The following is a 15,523-nucleotide window of genomic DNA, read 5'->3' on the forward strand; positions in this document are numbered from 1 at the left end:
CCCTTTCGTTTTAAGCAACCCACTGTAATTCCTTCGAATCAAAAATTATTGACTCGTCACCAATTCGCACCAACACCGATTGACCATCAACTTTCTGCACAACACCTTTTTTACCTATCACATGACTAAAATAATATTTGCGATATTCATAGATTTCAGGATTGTCTTTAACCTCTATGACTTTCACCATCTCATGCACTCTAAAAAATGCACGAGACGATTGTGAATAATCATCAAATAGACTTAACTGACGTAAACTGCTTTCCATCCGCTTTTCCTCCTTTTGAAATTGCTTTTATCTAATTTTTTTAATACTCATGATGACGTAATCTTGGGGGATGTCATTTTCTCCTCCTTCTTGCAAATAGATAACCCTGACCTCAACAAATCTTCCTGTGTATACTAATTTGTCATTGTCAAATTCATTTATTTTCAACTTGTCACCCACTCGAAAGCTTTGATTATTAAAGCCACACATAAACGTCTTCAATCCTGCTTTTACCGCTTCAAATTGTTCTGGATAGCTGTCTAATTCATGTGTCATAGGCTTTTCTTTTTGCTCTGATTCAATGATTTCTTGGCGCTTCTCTTTTGCGATAGTTGGGGTTAGCGGTTTACCTTCTTTGTATTCCTGTACCGCTTCTTGTTGCTGTTTTTCAGGGAGTCTTGAATACTCATACGCAGTCGTGATATTAATGTTCTCTTTGCTAAATTCTTCTTTTAACTCAGGTGTCAGCTTTTTATTAATACTTTCCATGCGCGCAACTTGTGTAGGTGATACTTTCATGAGCTGTGCAACAATTTCACGTTTTCGCCCTGAAATTTGATAACCACTTTCCTTAAGATCATTTAGCAACTCTTGTAGTCTTGCTGCTTGATATGTTTTTTCATAGTCTGTCATTTCCCTAGCTGTCGAATTTGCTAGTATTAGTTGCAATTCAGCTTGAATGTCGTCTACTGATTTCATAATCTTGCAAGGTATCTTTTTAAATTGTTCATTACCTTCCACAAACAGTTCTTTCATGGCTTTTAAACGCCTGTGTCCACTTATGACCTCATAGTCGTTTTCCGCTTCACGCACCAACAAATTTTGTTGAAGTCCCATCAACTCAATACTTACTTTTAACTCTTCGACATCTTCAACAGTGTACTTATTCATTTCGGAAGGTCTTAGTTTTTCAATTGAAATATGTTCTATCTTGAAGGCTAGTCCTTCATTCTCCACCGCTTCTTTTGACTTCTCATTCATTAATTGGCTTAGATTAAATTTCATGTGTTCGTCCCTCCATTTTTGTGTCCGAAACTAACACATTTGTAGGTATTCTTTGACCAATTTTTCATAGTCTTGTCCAGCAGTTGACTTCTTGTAATCTAAAAGCGGTTTTCCTACGAATGTCGTTTCATCAACCTTTACCGTTTTCCTAATTACAGTGTGGAAAAGTGGATAACTTGTGGATGAAAACAAGTATTCGCATCCTTGTACATTTACGCCATTCTTCTGGAACATCGTAACGAAGCATCCTTTGAATGCGATGTTTTCGTTAAATTCTTTAACATCTTCTATTTGCTCCACAAGTAGCTCTAAACCATCAAATGCAAACTTATCCACCTTGATTGGTACTAAAACATCGTCAGAAGCCACAAGAGCATTAATAACCGTCATATTTACATCTGGTGCATTATCGATAATGCAATAATCATATTCATTATTTAACTGCGACAATGCTTTTCGTAGTCGTGTTTGCTGCGGGCGTGAGACATCAAGCAATATCTCTTTGTTAGCACGTAATAGATTCATATTTGCAGGAATAATGTCCAACCCTTCGTATGCTGTAGGTTTAATAACGCTCTCAATGCTGCAATTTCTATCAGTCAATAAATCCGCTAAACTTTTGTCATCATAACTGTGTAAGCCAAAAAATTTAGAGGTATTCCCTTGTTTATCGTTATCAATAAGCAGCACCCTTTTTCCATGCACTTTTACTAATGTGTAGGCTATATTGATAGAAGAAATAGTCTTTGCTACCCCGCCCTTCAAATTAATAATGCTGATTGTCTTCATCGTCATATGTTGTTTTTCTCCTTTTACGATTTATTGGTGTGTCTATCCGCTTCATTTGCACATATAAATATGCACCACTTACGTAATCTGAAAATGACACATTCATTTGTTTGAACTGATAATTCTTATACATTTTTTCAAAGATCTCTTGTGCACCAATTTCCTCGGTTGCTATTTTGGCAGCACGTCTACGCGTTAACTTCGTGTCTGAAACTGTCACTTTTGAATGTTGTTTCAAATTGCGTGAAGGTGTATATCCCTTTCTTGTATTTGACCCCTTTTCCTTAACTAGGTACTCCCCCAACTTCTTAAACCCAAAATCATCCTCTACCAAACGTTTTGAATGAGCCATCCCTCTGTTCCATAGCTCTTCAGCTACCTCTCGATTAGGGAAGTTCGTGACCATGTGATGATGCACTCGCACTTTTTCGCCATTTCTTGTATGTTCTGTTGTATAAATATATTTCAGCTCAAAATCTGCATACTTCTCCTGTTTCTTTAACCAATGTTTCATACGTCTGACGAGATTGACCATATCCCTTTTGGCTTGCTCGTAGTCTTTTGGTACATACTTGTTCGTATACGTATACGTCATGTATAAATCGTTAGGACGAAAATTCGTATTGAGCATTCTCACTACACGCTTCTGCCTGTTTTTTTCATTTAATCTTTCTTGTGCCTTACTGCTGTTTTTGTCTCTTTTCACACGTTTTCCTTGTGGTATATGCCAATACGGGTACGCTTCTACCTCTAAAACTGGACCACACCAAATACTTTTCACACGATAGCCTGCAATAGCCCTATCCATTAAGCTATCTTCATGCATTTTCGTTAATTCTGACTCACCAAATGCTTCTTCATATGCTGCTAAAACATGTTTCACCTTATGCTGTTTATTCTTCATGGCTACTCTCTCCCGAATCATTAATAATCTATTAGCCTTGTTAATTTCTGGTTGTGGTCGTAAATCTAATATCCAATACAAGGCCGTAATTGACTGGTTGCCATGAAGGTTGCTATACTAGCAATAAGGTGTTTGGCAATAGTCAAACGAGCCGTGTTAACTGTCCAGAGTTGATACGGCTTTTTTATTGTCTAAAATCAAAGCCTTTGCGGTATTTTGCAAAGGCTTGTCTTATGGTGCTGGAATAGTACGCGAACGTCCAGTTTCACGATGAACAATCAACCAACTATCTGTTAGCTTTTTGCTAATAAGCCAGTTAAAAGGATTCAAACGGAAACTAGCTATATAATCTTTTTCTTGTCTTGTTAAATTGCGCGGTCTTTTCAACGGAAGATACCCCCTTAATTTTTGACGGATTGCCCATCATTTTGATAATCCTAGACACTTAATCCGCTTCTTGTTATAATCGGATTAATCTAAATCTGACGTTTTAGACCGTACTGTTTAATCGCTCCAACGATTAAGCAGTTTTTTATGTCATAAACTTGGATTTGCATTTAATTTCACTACTTTCGCCGATCTACCTTGATTGCATAATCCACTAGCAATCTCATATAAATTGTTACGACGTTGTGCTTTAATCTGATTTTCTAAGTGTTCGATTTTAGAAATACTTTTTTCTAAAGAAGCTATACGTTCCCTCACCGAGTCATAGTCACCATCACGCAAATGCCAATTAATCGCCGTCATTACATCCTCACAACACGCTAACTCTTTTGAAAGTTCCAATTCTGATATATCCATCCCTTTCACCTCTCTAATAAAAGACTTACTTGAAAAATTCACGAACACTAGATTTTTCAGACCTACTTTATACGCTTGTTCTAATTGTTCTATCATTCTTTTCCCTCCAATAAATCTACTTTCAGAGTCATCTACTTAACTTGAAATATTTGTTATACTCCTTATAAAGGAGGTGATAAAATATGCCATTTACTAAAGAAGAACTTACATCTGATTTTTATAATTTTGGAGAACTGTACGAACATCTTCATAACCTTTATAAGAAAACTAAAAGTCTATCTGATGAAATTTTTAACGAAGATGTTGACAGTATTAAACTTGTTGAATTAAGACTTTCTGAAATTTATAGCCTCTTTAATACAGCAAAACTTTTTTTAAGTGTTAAAGGAGACTTAAATCATTACGAAATATCATCTCTATTAAGCTTTTGGGAAAGAGCATACTTCCAAATGTATTTAGTCGTTCGCGACAACGATCAAAATACATCATGGATGCATAGTGAAGTTGAAAATTACTTGGGTCAACATGCAATCGTTGAAAGTATGCTAGATTCAAAAATCAAAGAATTAAAGAATATGATTTGAATGGATACCGCTGATTAATTCAGCGGTTTTTCAATTGATGACTTCAACACTTTTTTCTCCACCAAATCAATCATTAGACTTGATGTTTGTTTGTCCTGTTTCCAAATGTGTCATTTCCATATTTATTCTCATCCACTTTTTAAATTTATCTAACGTCGCTACCGTCATATCAGCTATAAGGACCTATTTATACTGTCATCCGCTTGGTATAACGGCGCTTTGAGTTTTTGGTTATACAAATGTTATTTTTTCGATGGAGTAGGAGAAACCATACAATCAATGTTTAATGGCTTCATATTTTTAAATTGCTTCATTTAATTGCTTTTCATTATAAATACCGTATTTAGCTAATGCCTTTTTAAGTTTTTCTACTTGCACTTCGTCTGATCTACGATTTACTGTAGCCATTTTTTCACCTCACTCTAAAAAATTAATTTGACGTTGCTACCGTCTTAGAAGCTATAAGTTACGTATACCTTCGTTGGCTAGGTATCACAGCGCTTTAGTTTTTGTTATGTATGAAGATGACTTCACATCAAGCAGCTTGTAAATTCCTGTCATAGAGGATACGGCCAACCAAACTTTTACAAACTGCTTGACGTGAGCGAGTTTTGTATTCGCAAACGTCTGTTTTCGCTTGGGCATCATAGTGGTTTTCTTCACTCAAAAATCAAATATCGATGTTAGTTCGGTATCACAGCTCCTTGTTTTTTTCTTTCTTCCTCAAATAATACAGAAACACTAACATCGAATAATTTTGCCAAAGCAATAGCTTCATTTAGTTCAAATTTAGAAATCATTCGTTCTTTTTTGCTGTATGTTTGCCTTGTCATATTCAAAGTAGCCGCTACTTCTTCTTGAGAAATATCAGCCTTCTTTCTATAAGCAATCAATTTGTAATGCATTTTTATCACTCCCACATTTTAAAAAGGTAATCGATCTCTAAATCTGGAAAAAATGTATTTCTAATTGAAATAGCTTCTTTTATTGTTAATTCAGACTTTCCATTTAGTCTTTCTGAGACGGTCGGAATCCGATCTCCAAATAAAAAAGCTAAATCTTTTCGTTTTAGTCCTTTTTTCCTCATTTCTAAATCTAGGTTAGGAAACAAGTCCGTCCACTCCTTTTCACAATATTGTATTTTTGTTAATTTCCAACTACTTAATTACGAAATTTCGTAGTTTATAAGAAACATGATATACGAAATTTCGCACTTATTCAACAATATATTTCCAACAAATTTTGATATATCGTAAAAATGTTGTTTATAGTCAATAGAATATGTTATTATATCTTTGGAAGTTACGATATATCGTAATTAACTAATAAAAAAGGGAGGTGAATGTAATGAAAAACAGTGAAAAGTTACTAGCATTAATTAGTAGTCGAGGATGGAAGGTTGCCACTCTAGCAGAGAAAGCTGATATAAAATATACGACATTAAAATCGTTAATCGATAGGGATTTGAGGAATATTACAGTTGCACAAGCTTTATCAATATCACAAGCACTTGATGTAAAAGTATCCGATTTTATTCAAGAGGCAGCTCCTATGACTGATGAAAATTCATATCTTAATCCTTCCAATGGATTTAAGATAAAAGAAGCTAAGAGTGTTTATGAGACTACCCCCTCTAACAAACGGAGTCTTTCAATACTAAATTATTATGGTCAAATATCTGCAGGTGAACTAACATCCATTAATAGTATTGAAAAAGAAGACGTTATTGAATTGCCGAAATCGATGTTAGGTAAATATGCTGATCGCCCTGGTGCATTCATGATGAGAGTAAACGGCGATAGTATGGATAAAATTATTCCAAACAATAGTTATGTTGTTTGTATTCCGGTGGAAGAACATGAATTACATGATAATGACATCGTTATCTATTCTTATAATAATGAATCATCAATGAAACGTTTTAGTGTGCGTGGTGATTATGTAGTCTTTAGCCCTGAATCTAATAATCCGAAATATTTTGATTTCGCCATTTCTAAAGACACCGAGAGTGAAGTTGAAATTTTAGCAAAAGTAATTTTATACGCGGTCACTTTGGGGTAGCTAGATGCTACTCTCTTTTTTAAATAGGAGGGATATTATGCCTGTATATAAAGGGGAAAAACGAGGAACATATTGGGTTAAAATGCAAATTGAATTACCTGATGGTACAAAGAAGCAGCATAAGAAAACAGGATTCACAAGTAAAGGGGAAGCCCAAGAGTACGAGGCAAAGATGAAAGCCGGTGTACTTGAAAATGTATCTAAATTGACTTTCGAAGCAGTTGCCATCAAGTATCTAAATTGGTATGAGACTAGAAGAAAACCAGCTTCTTTTGCAAAAGTAGAACCAATAGCAAGAAAATATCTAATTCCTTATTTCGGCAAAAAAAAAATAGAACGCATTAGTACAGCCGATATTATAGAATGGCAAGATTACATGATGAAAACTAAATTTGAACAACGTTGGGGAACCAAAAAAATATTAGCGAATGACACATTGTTATCTATTCACACTAGGCTATCGGCCATTTTTAATTTTGGTATGAAACATCACAATTTAAAAACGAATCCCGCAGCTGTTGTTGGTAATTTTGAATTAAAACCAGTTAAAAGGCTTAATTTTTGGGAAGTACATGAATTTGAGGATTTTTATAACGCCATCGACAACATAAAATACAAAATCGCATTTCTATTACTGTTTTATGGCGGTATACGAAAAGGTGAATTATTGGGGTTACAATGGAAAAATGTTGATGATAAGAAAAGAGAAATTTTTATCGAAGTTAGTGCTGGTAAATTCGGTGTAGATGACACAAAAACTGAAGCTTCGGAGCGTGTTGTTTCAATACCTGAAAGTTTAGTAAAGTTAATGATGGACTACAAAGAAAGTTTGCCAGAGGCTTTTAAGGAAGATGATTGTTTTATATTAGGTGAAATAGGCACTAGACCTTTATCGCCAACACAACTTGATCGTATGTATGATAAATATCTAAAAAAATCGAACGTCCGTAGAATTCACATTCATGAATTTAGACATTCGCACGCTTCATATTTGATTAATAAAAAATGTACAATAACTGTTGTTGCTGCTCGATTAGGTCATAAAGATGTAGCTGAAACATTAAATACTTATGCTCACCTTTACCCTAATTCACAAGATGAAGCTATAAAAATAATAGAGCAAGACATCAAAATATGATGCCTGCTCTATTGATTTAGTACAATTTGTACTTTTCGTGTACTCGATTATCTTAAAACCTTGATATATCAACATTTTTCGAGTGAATATGGAGACGGCGGGAGTCGAACCCGCGTCCAGAAACTCCAATACTTCAGCTTCTACGCGTGTAGTTTGCCTATTTACAATTCACGTAACATTATGCCGACAAACAGGCGTCTTGTACGCTAACCTGGAAATCTCTTGTCGGTGACTCAGGTGGCACCATCGACCGTATCCCACTAAAGTTGGGCCCCACGTTCTCTACATGGGCGATAGAGAGGCAGAGCGCTTACGAGCTTACGCTGCGAAAGCTAAGTTTTGTTGTTTGCCAGTTATTATATAACTTCCGTTGATGACGGAGCCGAGACCTCCGACGCGCGACCAAAGCTTGAACCATCCCTGTCGAATCCGTAACGTCCCCTTGAATATGAATCGAAGCACGTAGCCTCGTTCAAGCAAAGGAGCTAGAATTTCTTCTAGTACGGCGGGAGCTAAAAGTACGCTTCCATGTAATCTGGCATTCAGTAATACTTATTATAAAGCAAATCTAGCTATAGTTCAAGTGTCCCGCAATGATAGAAAAAATTGGCTAGCTCACAATGATTTTCTTATTTCATAATCACTTTCTATTAGGGTTATTTATCTTGCTGTAGGATGATTTACAGTGTGTTTTGACTTTGGAGCAATTACGCAGATCGTTTTGTTTGATGGTAGCAAACTAGCTTTTTTCGATCGCTGACATTATTACGTTCCTCGAAAATAAATGCTCTCTATGTTCATAAACATAAATTTTCGTCCTATTGTAAGAATGCTGATTTCCTCCTATATATGCAGATAAGTTCTTTATTATATGTCCTTTAGAACTCGCCCTGAGAATTCTATCCGTCCAAATACCAAAAGCTCACCATCCAAAAATAGTGAGCTTTCTAACAATCTATTAATCTTGATTTTTTGCTTTGAAGGCACGTTCCATGTCGCGTTTTGCCTCTTTTTTACGCATATCGTTGCGTTTGTCGTAATCCTTTTTCCCTTTGCCGACACCGATTAAGAGCTTGGCGTAGCCGTCTTTGATGTACATTTTTAATGGGACGATTGTGTAGCCGTCACGTTTTACGGCACCGACTAGCTCGCCGATTTGCTTTTTATGAAGCAGTAGCTTGCGGGCGCGCAGTGGGTCATGGTTAAAGCGGTTGCCTTGTTCGAATGAGCTGACATGCATATTGTTGATCCATGCTTCACCGCTGCGGATTTGTACATAGGATTCTTTTAGTTGAACCCTTCCTGCACGGATGGATTTAATTTCTGTGCCTGTGAGCACCATGCCCGCTTCAATTGTTTCTTCAATGAAGTAGTCGTGCCCGGCTTTCTTGTTTTGCGCTAATACTTTGCCAGTACCTTTTGCCATAATATTCACCCTCTACTTAAAGGATAGCAGGGTCAACCTGCTCTTATTGATAAAGTGAAAGCACCCGCTTTAAATTGCTTTAAAGCGCTAAATGGTGCCTTCACCTATACTTTTACGTTATTTACGTTTTGATTTTTTCTTTTTGTTTTTCTTGGCGACGCCCTCGTAGAACTTTTGCTTTTGCTTCACGCCTTTTTTAGGGCCTGGGCTTGAGTTTGAGCCATCTTTGCGGCGTCCTCGTGGATCACGGTCGTTTTCACGTCGTTCTCCTTGTTCGCTTCGTCCTTCTTCATTGCGACCACTGTGACTGCCACGTCCACCTCGTTGTTCTTCGTTGCGACCACTGTGACTGCCACGTCCACCTCGTTGTTCTTCGTTGCGACCACCGCGATTGCCACGTCCGCCTCGCTCTTCCCCGTTGCGGCCACCTTTGCGGCCATTACGACCATCTTTGTTGTCGCTATAGTTTTTGCGTGCGTGAATAACAGTAGGTGCTGCTTTTCGTGTTCGTCCATAAGACGTTACCATTCCGACGATTTCAAAGTCAATCGATGACTCCTCAATAATAACATTTGCTACACGGACTGTAACTTCATCACCAATACGGAATTGACGATTTGTACGTTCACCAATCATGATCATTTGACGATCATCAAAACGGTAATAGTCATCTGTCATATTGCTAATATGGACAAGTCCTTCAATCGTGTTTGGTAGCTCCACGAAAATCCCGAAGTTTGTAATGGATGAAACGATCCCTTCAAACTCTTCACCAATTTTATCGGACATATATTGTGCTTTTTTCAGTGCATCTGTATCACGTTCTGCATCGACAGCACGGCGTTCACGTTCTGACGTATGGTCAGCAATTTCATCCATCGCCATACTCCACTGCGCAACCGTTTCTTTTGATGTATCTTTATTAATTAAATACGTACGAATTAAACGATGGACGATTAAGTCCGGATAACGTCGAATCGGTGACGTAAAGTGTGTATAGAAATCAGTTGATAAACCAAAGTGGCCTATGCTTTCAGGATAATATTTTGCCTGTTGCATAGAGCGTAGAAGCATCGTTGAAATAACAGGTTCCTCTGGCATGCCTTCAATGGCTTTTATTACATCCTGTAAAGCTTTCGGATGGACTGTGTTTCCTGTACCTTTGATTAAAATACCGAAGTTCGTGACAAATTCAAAGAAGCGTTGCAGCTTTTCTGGCTTCGGATCCTCGTGAATACGGTAAAGGAACGGTACATTCATCCAATGGAAATGCTCGGCTACTGTTTCATTGGCCGCTAGCATGAAATCTTCAATTAATTTCTCTGCTACTGTACGTTCACGTAATTCAATGTCTACTGGCCAGCCATCTTCGTCCACGATCACTTTAGATTCTTTAAAGTCAAAGTCAATAGCACCACGCATTTCACGTTTAGTACGTAAAATATTAGATAGCTCAGCCATATGTTTAAACATTGGCACTAATGGCTCATAGCGAGTAATTAGCTCTGCGTCCTGCTCCTCTAAAATTTTGTAAACGTCTCTATATGTCATACGCTCAGTTGTTTTAATGACACTTTGGAAAATTTCATGTGAAATCACATTACCATTTGCATCGATAATCATTTCACAAGACAGTACTAGACGATCAACCTGTGGATTTAATGAACAGATTCCATTCGATAATCGATGTGGAATCATTGGAATAACGCGGTCTGTTAAATAAACACTCGTCGCACGATCATAAGCTTCAACATCTATTACAGAGCCTTGTGTTACATAATAACTAACATCTGCAATATGTACGCCTAGTTTATAAGTACCGTCTACATTTTTCGTTACGGTTACAGCATCATCCAAATCCTTCGCATCAGCTCCATCGATTGTCACAATCGTTTCATGGCGTAAATCACGGCGGCCTTCTAAATCTGCCTCTGTAATTTCATCTGGCACTCGTTGCGCGGCAGCAACCACTTCTTCAGGGAATTCAGGTGGAATGTCGTGCTTATATAAAATAGATAAAATGTCCACACCTGGATCATTTTTATGCCCTAAAATTTTAGTGATATAGCCTGTTGCTGATTTTAAATCCTCTGGCCAAGTAGCTACCTCAACGACAACCTTGTGTCCGTCGACAGCCCCTAGCGTATCTCCTTTAGCAATGAAAATATCCATCGGTAGTTTTTTGTCATCTAAAACAACAAAGCCAAAGCCTCGATTTGCTTGGAACGTCCCAACAAAGCTCGTTTGTCCACGCTCTACTACCTTTGTCACTGTACCTTCGCGACGATCACCGAATGATTCCTTTAAAACACGTATTAAAACGATATCGCCGTTAATCGCACCATTTATTTCATGCGGTGGAATGAAAACATCATCCATCCCCTCAATATCAGGTGTCACAAAGCCAAAGCCTTTCGCGTGTCCGATAAATTTACCTCGAAGTAAATTCATGCGCTCTGGCAGGCCATAACGATTGGAGCGAGAACGCACAACTAAGCCTTGCCCCTCCATACGTACTAACGTTTTCACTAATTCTTTAAATTCGTCAGCATCTTTAAAACCAAATACATCCTCGATTTCGCCAACGGTTAATGGTTTATATTCTTCTTCACCGAAAAAGTCGAGTAAACGACTTTGTAGTGTATCTTTCTGGTCTTTCATAATTTCCCTCCTTCATGAGAAAATCCTAACTATATTTTTATTGTGCCCAATTTAGGCTTTCTAAAAAGCGATAAATATCTTCATGTAACTGATCTTTTTCTTGATCTAACGTAATAACATGTTTTGAGTTTTCATACCACTTGATCTGTTTTTCAAGTGACTCAGTTTGATTATATATAATGTTGGCAGATTCTGTCTCAATTACCTCATCATTTGTCGCCTGCACGACAAAAATTGGTGCATAAATCATGTCAATCTCTTGACGTGTCCGAGCAATAAACTCTCGTAACTCTTGTAAAGATGGCATGCCTTTTTCAGCAATTAACCCAACCTCAGCTTCGATTTGCTCCTCATCTTTACCTTGGAACTTTTTATAGTCCCTCGCATATTTCAGCACACCTTGAAACATAACATCTGTTGTACGCATCGTCATTGGAGCACACATTGTCACTATACCTTTCACTGGGTTATTCAGCGCAACATTTAAAGCCATCACACCACCCAATGACAAGCCAGCAACAGCAATCTCCTCATAGCCCGCATCCTGCAACTGTTTGTACGCGGCTACGACATCCTGCCACCAATCAGCAGGACCAGTTGTAATAAGTTCCTCAGGTTCCACACCGTGACCTTTATAATGAGGTGCTAATGTAGTATACCCTTTTTTCTCTAAAAATCTACCAAGCATCCGCACATCTGCTGAGCTTCCCGTAAACCCATGCAATAATAAAACTGCCCTAGGTCCTGCCTGAAAGAAAAAAGGCTGTGATAACGATTTTTTCATTGCGAGCTCTCCTTCATCCAAATACATATACTATAACCATTATAGCCATACTGAAGCTTCCTCAAAAGTTTTGGCGATTGTTACATCTTTTATGAGATTTTATCGGTTAATTCAGTGGTTTTTTTCAGCATTTTGATGGTCTTTCTGGCATTTTGGGATTCTATCCAAAGCTTTGAGGATTCTATCCACCATTTTGGCTTTTCTTCCACACTTTGAGGATTCTATCCACCATTTTGGCTCTTCTATCCACGATTTTGATGGTTCTATCCATCATTTTGGCTCTTCTTCCACACTTTGAGGATTCTATCCACGACTTCGAGGACTCTATCCACCATTTTGGCTCTTCTATCCACGAATTTGAGGATTCTATCCATCATTTTGGCTCTTCTTCCACACTTTGAGGATTTATCCACCATTTTGGCTCTTCTATCCACGAATTCGGGGATTCTATCCATCATTTTGGCTCTTCTATCCACGAATTCGGGGATTCTATCCATCATTTTGGCTCTTCTATCCACGAATTCGGGGATTCTATCCACCACTTTAGCTTTTCCATCTGTCATTTTGCGATTCGCGGGTATTCCCTTCCTCGCGCGAGTATTCGCTCCGCTTCCGCGGGTATTCGCTTCGCTTCCGCGAGTATTTCCCTGCTCCGCGCGAGTATTCGCCTTGCTCCACGCGCGGGTATTCACTTTACTGAACTAACTATGTATTGTCATCCAAATAATTAGTACCATAAAAGAAAACGCCCAACCAGTAAAGGTTAGGCGATATATCTTCAACTATTAGATTTTTGTAATAGCGAGTGCTAAAATAAAGAATAATATTGCTAACACAATTGTTACACGGTGAAGGATTAAATCCATACCACGTGCTTTTTGCTTTCCAAATAGTTGTTCAGCTCCACCCGAGATGGCACCTGACAAGCCTGCACTTTTACTAGATTGAAGTAATACTACAACGATCAACGCTATTGATACGATAACTAATGAAACTAATACTACTGTATGCATTCACTGCACCTCCCGAACTTCGAACATCACAACGTAATATATTATAACAAAAAAAGGTTCTCTTGACAAACTAAGATTAATAAATACCCTCATTCTCCCTCTGTTAGTTAGTTTTTCTAAAAATCAGCATACCATCTTGCTATCACATTATCCTATAATAGTTAAAAGTATAGTCATCACTAAAATTTCAAAAAAATGCCATTCATATAAGTTGATTGGCGCGGAGGCTAGATTACTCCTTGGGGATTAGCGACACAGAAGACACCCTGCAGAAAGAGGGACGAAGGTTAAGAGCATCACGTCCTGTGATAATGCCTTCGTAACTAACATCCTGCTGCTGCCGCTACGTTGCACTACGCTTTCGCACAGACAAAACACCATGCTTACCACTACGCTTTCACAAAAAAACATCTGTCGCTTTGCTTTCGCACAAAAAACATCTGTTGCCCTAGGCGGCTATCGAACGCCCTCAGGAAAGCTCTGAAATCAACCTCACGTTTTAGTGATGAGTTAAAAATGTAATGATAATGGGAGGAATTATGAAAAAGAGTATATTGCTGATTTTTTTACTTATTATTTTAAGCATGCTTAGCGCTTGCTCAGCTGCTATCAAGGCTGTCGAAGTATTATTACCAGAGAGAACTGAATCCGAAGAAGAGACTTCTATAGACCTTAAGGAGCCTACTAGTAAAGCTCAATCAGTTGAGTTTTCTGCGGAAGACCTTTTTTCAACGACATTATTTAAGAAAGATCCTGCTTTGCTTCAGTTTTCAAAAAAAGTTGAGAAGCATATAACAAAATTTGATACAAACTTTACAATAGTTTATAAAGGAAAACTAGCTTGGGATGCATTTGAAAGACAACTAAATGATATTTATAACATAATTAATTTCGTAAATCCTTATACAGCAGGATACGTCGAAAATTACAATTGGGAAGCATGGGAAATAGATAATGGTTATGAAGTAGAATTTGATTTTACATATTTAACAGATGCCAAGAAGGAAAAGAAAGTAGATGCTTATGTAGAGAATTTTGCAAATAAGTATATTACAAATGACATGGATGATTTTCATCGTGCTAAAGCCGTTAATGACTTTGTAGTACAACTAGCCACTTATTCTGGTGAAGATGCGTCAGAAGGTCAATCTGTTTATGAATTAGTCAGTAAAGAAACTGGTGTTTGCCAAGCTTATGCACTATTAGCCTACCGTTTATTTTTGGCGGCTGGTCTTGATGCTAAATATGTATATGGCTATAGCGATAATCAGCTTCATGCATGGAATTTAGTAAGTGTTAATGGTGATTGGTATCATGTTGATACGACTTGGAATGATGTTAATCCTGATGAACCATATGCTATTTCCTACGAATATTTTTTAGTGAATGACGAAAAACTAAGTGAAGATCATATATGGGCAAAAGATAACTATTTTGCGGCTACAAGCAATGCATATGATTTTATGCATGATATGTGGTACGCAGATACTGTTGGCAATGTTATTTATTATAATAGCATGACCGATAGCATGTTATACGCCTATGATTTAGCAACAAAACAAAATAGACAAGTTACAGAAACATCCTGCTATTACCTGGCTGCTGCTGAAGATGCGATTTATTGCAGTGATTATGATAATGACGGCTTTTTAACAAAAATATTTATAAATGATGGCTCAGAAGAAGTGTTATTAGAGGAAGAGGTTCTAAACTTGTTCATTGATGATAAAGGGGTTTTGTTATACGAAACCATTGACGGTGAAAAATATTCACAAAATTTATAGCCATTTCAAGAATCTGCATGCTTCCAACATCAATGGATAGTAAGCAGATTCTACTTTCACCTCTATTCTTTAGCTCATCACCAAACGTGGGGTAATCTCCATTCCGACTGGGTGCTTTACTGGGGTGGGCCACTATGTTGATCACGAAGGCTTTACCACAAGGCGTGATGCTTTTAGCCTTCGTTCCCCCTATTTGCTCGCTCCAGGGTCTCTCATTTTTGACGCTGTGACCTGTCCCCACTCCAATATTTAACAATATCCCCACAATATCATAACAATTAATTCATCGTAGCTTAACAACC

Annotated in this window: 17 protein-coding genes and 1 other RNA gene; 4 read left to right on the forward strand and 14 right to left on the reverse strand. The window is 37.6% G+C overall.

The features are described from left to right. Positions 1-10: 10 nt before the first annotated feature. The 6 genes from ACIQ7T_RS07550 to ACIQ7T_RS07575 form a co-directional block, all read right to left on the reverse strand. The gene (locus tag ACIQ7T_RS07550; RefSeq protein ID WP_402869482.1) at positions 11-268 is read right to left on the reverse strand and encodes a hypothetical protein; all 258 of its coding nucleotides are present in this window, start codon (positions 266-268) and stop codon (positions 11-13) included. 27 nt (positions 269-295) lie between these two features. Then, a complete protein-coding gene (locus tag ACIQ7T_RS07555) occupies positions 296-1,273 on the reverse strand; it encodes a ParB/RepB/Spo0J family partition protein (protein ID WP_402869484.1) in 978 nt (325 codons plus the stop codon). 30 nt (positions 1,274-1,303) lie between these two features. Then, entirely contained in the window at positions 1,304-2,068 is a 765-nt protein-coding gene (locus ACIQ7T_RS07560) for a ParA family protein (protein WP_402869486.1), read from the reverse strand. Next, positions 2,040-2,966 (reverse strand): rolling circle replication-associated protein, encoded by a 927-nt coding sequence (locus tag ACIQ7T_RS07565; protein WP_402869488.1) that lies wholly within the window; start codon positions 2,964-2,966, stop codon positions 2,040-2,042. Before ACIQ7T_RS07565 ends, ACIQ7T_RS07560 begins: the two co-directional genes overlap by 29 nt. 231 nt (positions 2,967-3,197) lie before the next feature. Then, the gene (locus ACIQ7T_RS07570; protein WP_402869490.1) at positions 3,198-3,353 is read right to left on the reverse strand and encodes a DUF6906 family protein; all 156 of its coding nucleotides are present in this window, start codon (positions 3,351-3,353) and stop codon (positions 3,198-3,200) included. 150 nt (positions 3,354-3,503) lie between these two features. Beyond that, entirely contained in the window at positions 3,504-3,866 is a 363-nt protein-coding gene (locus tag ACIQ7T_RS07575; RefSeq protein ID WP_402869492.1) for a hypothetical protein, read from the reverse strand. An 86-nt stretch (positions 3,867-3,952) separates the two neighbouring features. Here ACIQ7T_RS07575 and ACIQ7T_RS07580 point away from each other — a divergent pair, with 86 nt between their 5' ends. Next, positions 3,953-4,354, forward strand: coding sequence for a hypothetical protein (locus tag ACIQ7T_RS07580; RefSeq protein ID WP_402869494.1), 402 nt, complete (start codon positions 3,953-3,955; stop codon positions 4,352-4,354). A 683-nt stretch (positions 4,355-5,037) separates the two neighbouring features. Here ACIQ7T_RS07580 and ACIQ7T_RS07585 read toward each other — a convergent pair. Both ACIQ7T_RS07585 and ACIQ7T_RS07590 read right to left on the reverse strand, forming a co-directional pair. After that, complete coding sequence (locus ACIQ7T_RS07585) at positions 5,038-5,259, reverse strand: helix-turn-helix transcriptional regulator (RefSeq protein WP_402869496.1); 222 nt, start codon at positions 5,257-5,259, stop codon at positions 5,038-5,040. Positions 5,260-5,264: 5 nt separating this feature from the next. Beyond that, the gene (locus ACIQ7T_RS07590) at positions 5,265-5,465 is read right to left on the reverse strand and encodes an XRE family transcriptional regulator (protein ID WP_402869498.1); all 201 of its coding nucleotides are present in this window, start codon (positions 5,463-5,465) and stop codon (positions 5,265-5,267) included. A gap of 236 nt (positions 5,466-5,701) precedes the next feature. Between ACIQ7T_RS07590 and ACIQ7T_RS07595 the strand changes: the two genes are divergently transcribed. Together ACIQ7T_RS07595 and ACIQ7T_RS07600 are read left to right on the forward strand one after the other, a co-directional pair. Next, entirely contained in the window at positions 5,702-6,415 is a 714-nt protein-coding gene (locus ACIQ7T_RS07595; RefSeq protein ID WP_402869500.1) for a helix-turn-helix domain-containing protein, read from the forward strand. A gap of 37 nt (positions 6,416-6,452) precedes the next feature. Then, entirely contained in the window at positions 6,453-7,553 is a 1,101-nt protein-coding gene (locus tag ACIQ7T_RS07600) for a tyrosine-type recombinase/integrase (RefSeq protein ID WP_402869502.1), read from the forward strand. A gap of 86 nt (positions 7,554-7,639) precedes the next feature. Here the strand turns inward: ACIQ7T_RS07600 and ssrA are convergent. The 6 genes from ssrA to secG form a co-directional block, all read right to left on the reverse strand. After that, positions 7,640-7,995: a transfer-messenger RNA gene (gene ssrA / locus ACIQ7T_RS07605) on the reverse strand. Positions 7,996-8,511: 516 nt separating this feature from the next. After that, positions 8,512-8,979 (reverse strand): SsrA-binding protein SmpB, encoded by a 468-nt coding sequence (gene smpB, locus ACIQ7T_RS07610; RefSeq protein WP_049669013.1) that lies wholly within the window; start codon positions 8,977-8,979, stop codon positions 8,512-8,514. Between the two features lie 117 nt (positions 8,980-9,096). Continuing rightward, positions 9,097-11,640 carry a ribonuclease R gene (gene rnr, locus ACIQ7T_RS07615; RefSeq protein ID WP_402869504.1) on the reverse strand — a complete coding sequence of 848 codons (2,544 nt, stop codon included), beginning with the start codon at positions 11,638-11,640 and terminating at the stop codon, positions 9,097-9,099. Positions 11,641-11,677: 37 nt separating this feature from the next. Continuing rightward, positions 11,678-12,424 (reverse strand): alpha/beta hydrolase, encoded by a 747-nt coding sequence (locus ACIQ7T_RS07620; RefSeq protein ID WP_370081786.1) that lies wholly within the window; start codon positions 12,422-12,424, stop codon positions 11,678-11,680. 263 nt (positions 12,425-12,687) lie between these two features. Next, positions 12,688-12,987, reverse strand: a complete 300-nt coding sequence (locus ACIQ7T_RS07625; RefSeq protein WP_402869506.1) for a hypothetical protein — start codon at positions 12,985-12,987, stop codon at positions 12,688-12,690. Between the two features lie 222 nt (positions 12,988-13,209). Further along, a complete protein-coding gene (secG, locus tag ACIQ7T_RS07630; RefSeq protein ID WP_053593102.1) occupies positions 13,210-13,437 on the reverse strand; it encodes a preprotein translocase subunit SecG in 228 nt (75 codons plus the stop codon). 539 nt (positions 13,438-13,976) lie between these two features. Here secG and ACIQ7T_RS07635 point away from each other — a divergent pair. Next, entirely contained in the window at positions 13,977-15,221 is a 1,245-nt protein-coding gene (locus ACIQ7T_RS07635; RefSeq protein WP_402869508.1) for a transglutaminase domain-containing protein, read from the forward strand. Positions 15,222-15,523 lie beyond the last annotated feature (302 nt).

The organism is Lysinibacillus sp. NPDC096212 (genome assembly GCF_044763105.1).
Classification (GTDB): domain Bacteria; phylum Bacillota; class Bacilli; order Bacillales_A; family Planococcaceae; genus Lysinibacillus.

Coding starts and splice junctions, on each gene's coding strand:
- secG (WP_053593102.1), bottom strand. CDS start 13,437: ATGCATACAGTAGTATTAGTTTCATTAGTTATCGTATCAATAGCGTTG.
- ACIQ7T_RS07550 (WP_402869482.1), bottom strand. CDS start 268: ATGGAAAGCAGTTTACGTCAGTTAAGTCTATTTGATGATTATTCACAA.
- ACIQ7T_RS07620 (WP_370081786.1), bottom strand. CDS start 12,424: ATGAAAAAATCGTTATCACAGCCTTTTTTCTTTCAGGCAGGACCTAGG.
- rnr (WP_402869504.1), bottom strand. CDS start 11,640: ATGAAAGACCAGAAAGATACACTACAAAGTCGTTTACTCGACTTTTTC.
- ACIQ7T_RS07560 (WP_402869486.1), bottom strand. CDS start 2,068: ATGACGATGAAGACAATCAGCATTATTAATTTGAAGGGCGGGGTAGCA.
- ACIQ7T_RS07555 (WP_402869484.1), bottom strand. CDS start 1,273: ATGAAATTTAATCTAAGCCAATTAATGAATGAGAAGTCAAAAGAAGCG.
- ACIQ7T_RS07580 (WP_402869494.1), top strand. CDS start 3,953: ATGCCATTTACTAAAGAAGAACTTACATCTGATTTTTATAATTTTGGA.
- ACIQ7T_RS07600 (WP_402869502.1), top strand. CDS start 6,453: ATGCCTGTATATAAAGGGGAAAAACGAGGAACATATTGGGTTAAAATG.
- ACIQ7T_RS07565 (WP_402869488.1), bottom strand. CDS start 2,966: ATGAAGAATAAACAGCATAAGGTGAAACATGTTTTAGCAGCATATGAA.
- ACIQ7T_RS07575 (WP_402869492.1), bottom strand. CDS start 3,866: ATGATAGAACAATTAGAACAAGCGTATAAAGTAGGTCTGAAAAATCTA.
- ACIQ7T_RS07595 (WP_402869500.1), top strand. CDS start 5,702: ATGAAAAACAGTGAAAAGTTACTAGCATTAATTAGTAGTCGAGGATGG.
- smpB (WP_049669013.1), bottom strand. CDS start 8,979: ATGGCAAAAGGTACTGGCAAAGTATTAGCGCAAAACAAGAAAGCCGGG.
- ACIQ7T_RS07585 (WP_402869496.1), bottom strand. CDS start 5,259: ATGCATTACAAATTGATTGCTTATAGAAAGAAGGCTGATATTTCTCAA.
- ACIQ7T_RS07635 (WP_402869508.1), top strand. CDS start 13,977: ATGAAAAAGAGTATATTGCTGATTTTTTTACTTATTATTTTAAGCATG.
- ACIQ7T_RS07625 (WP_402869506.1), bottom strand. CDS start 12,987: ATGACAGATGGAAAAGCTAAAGTGGTGGATAGAATCCCCGAATTCGTG.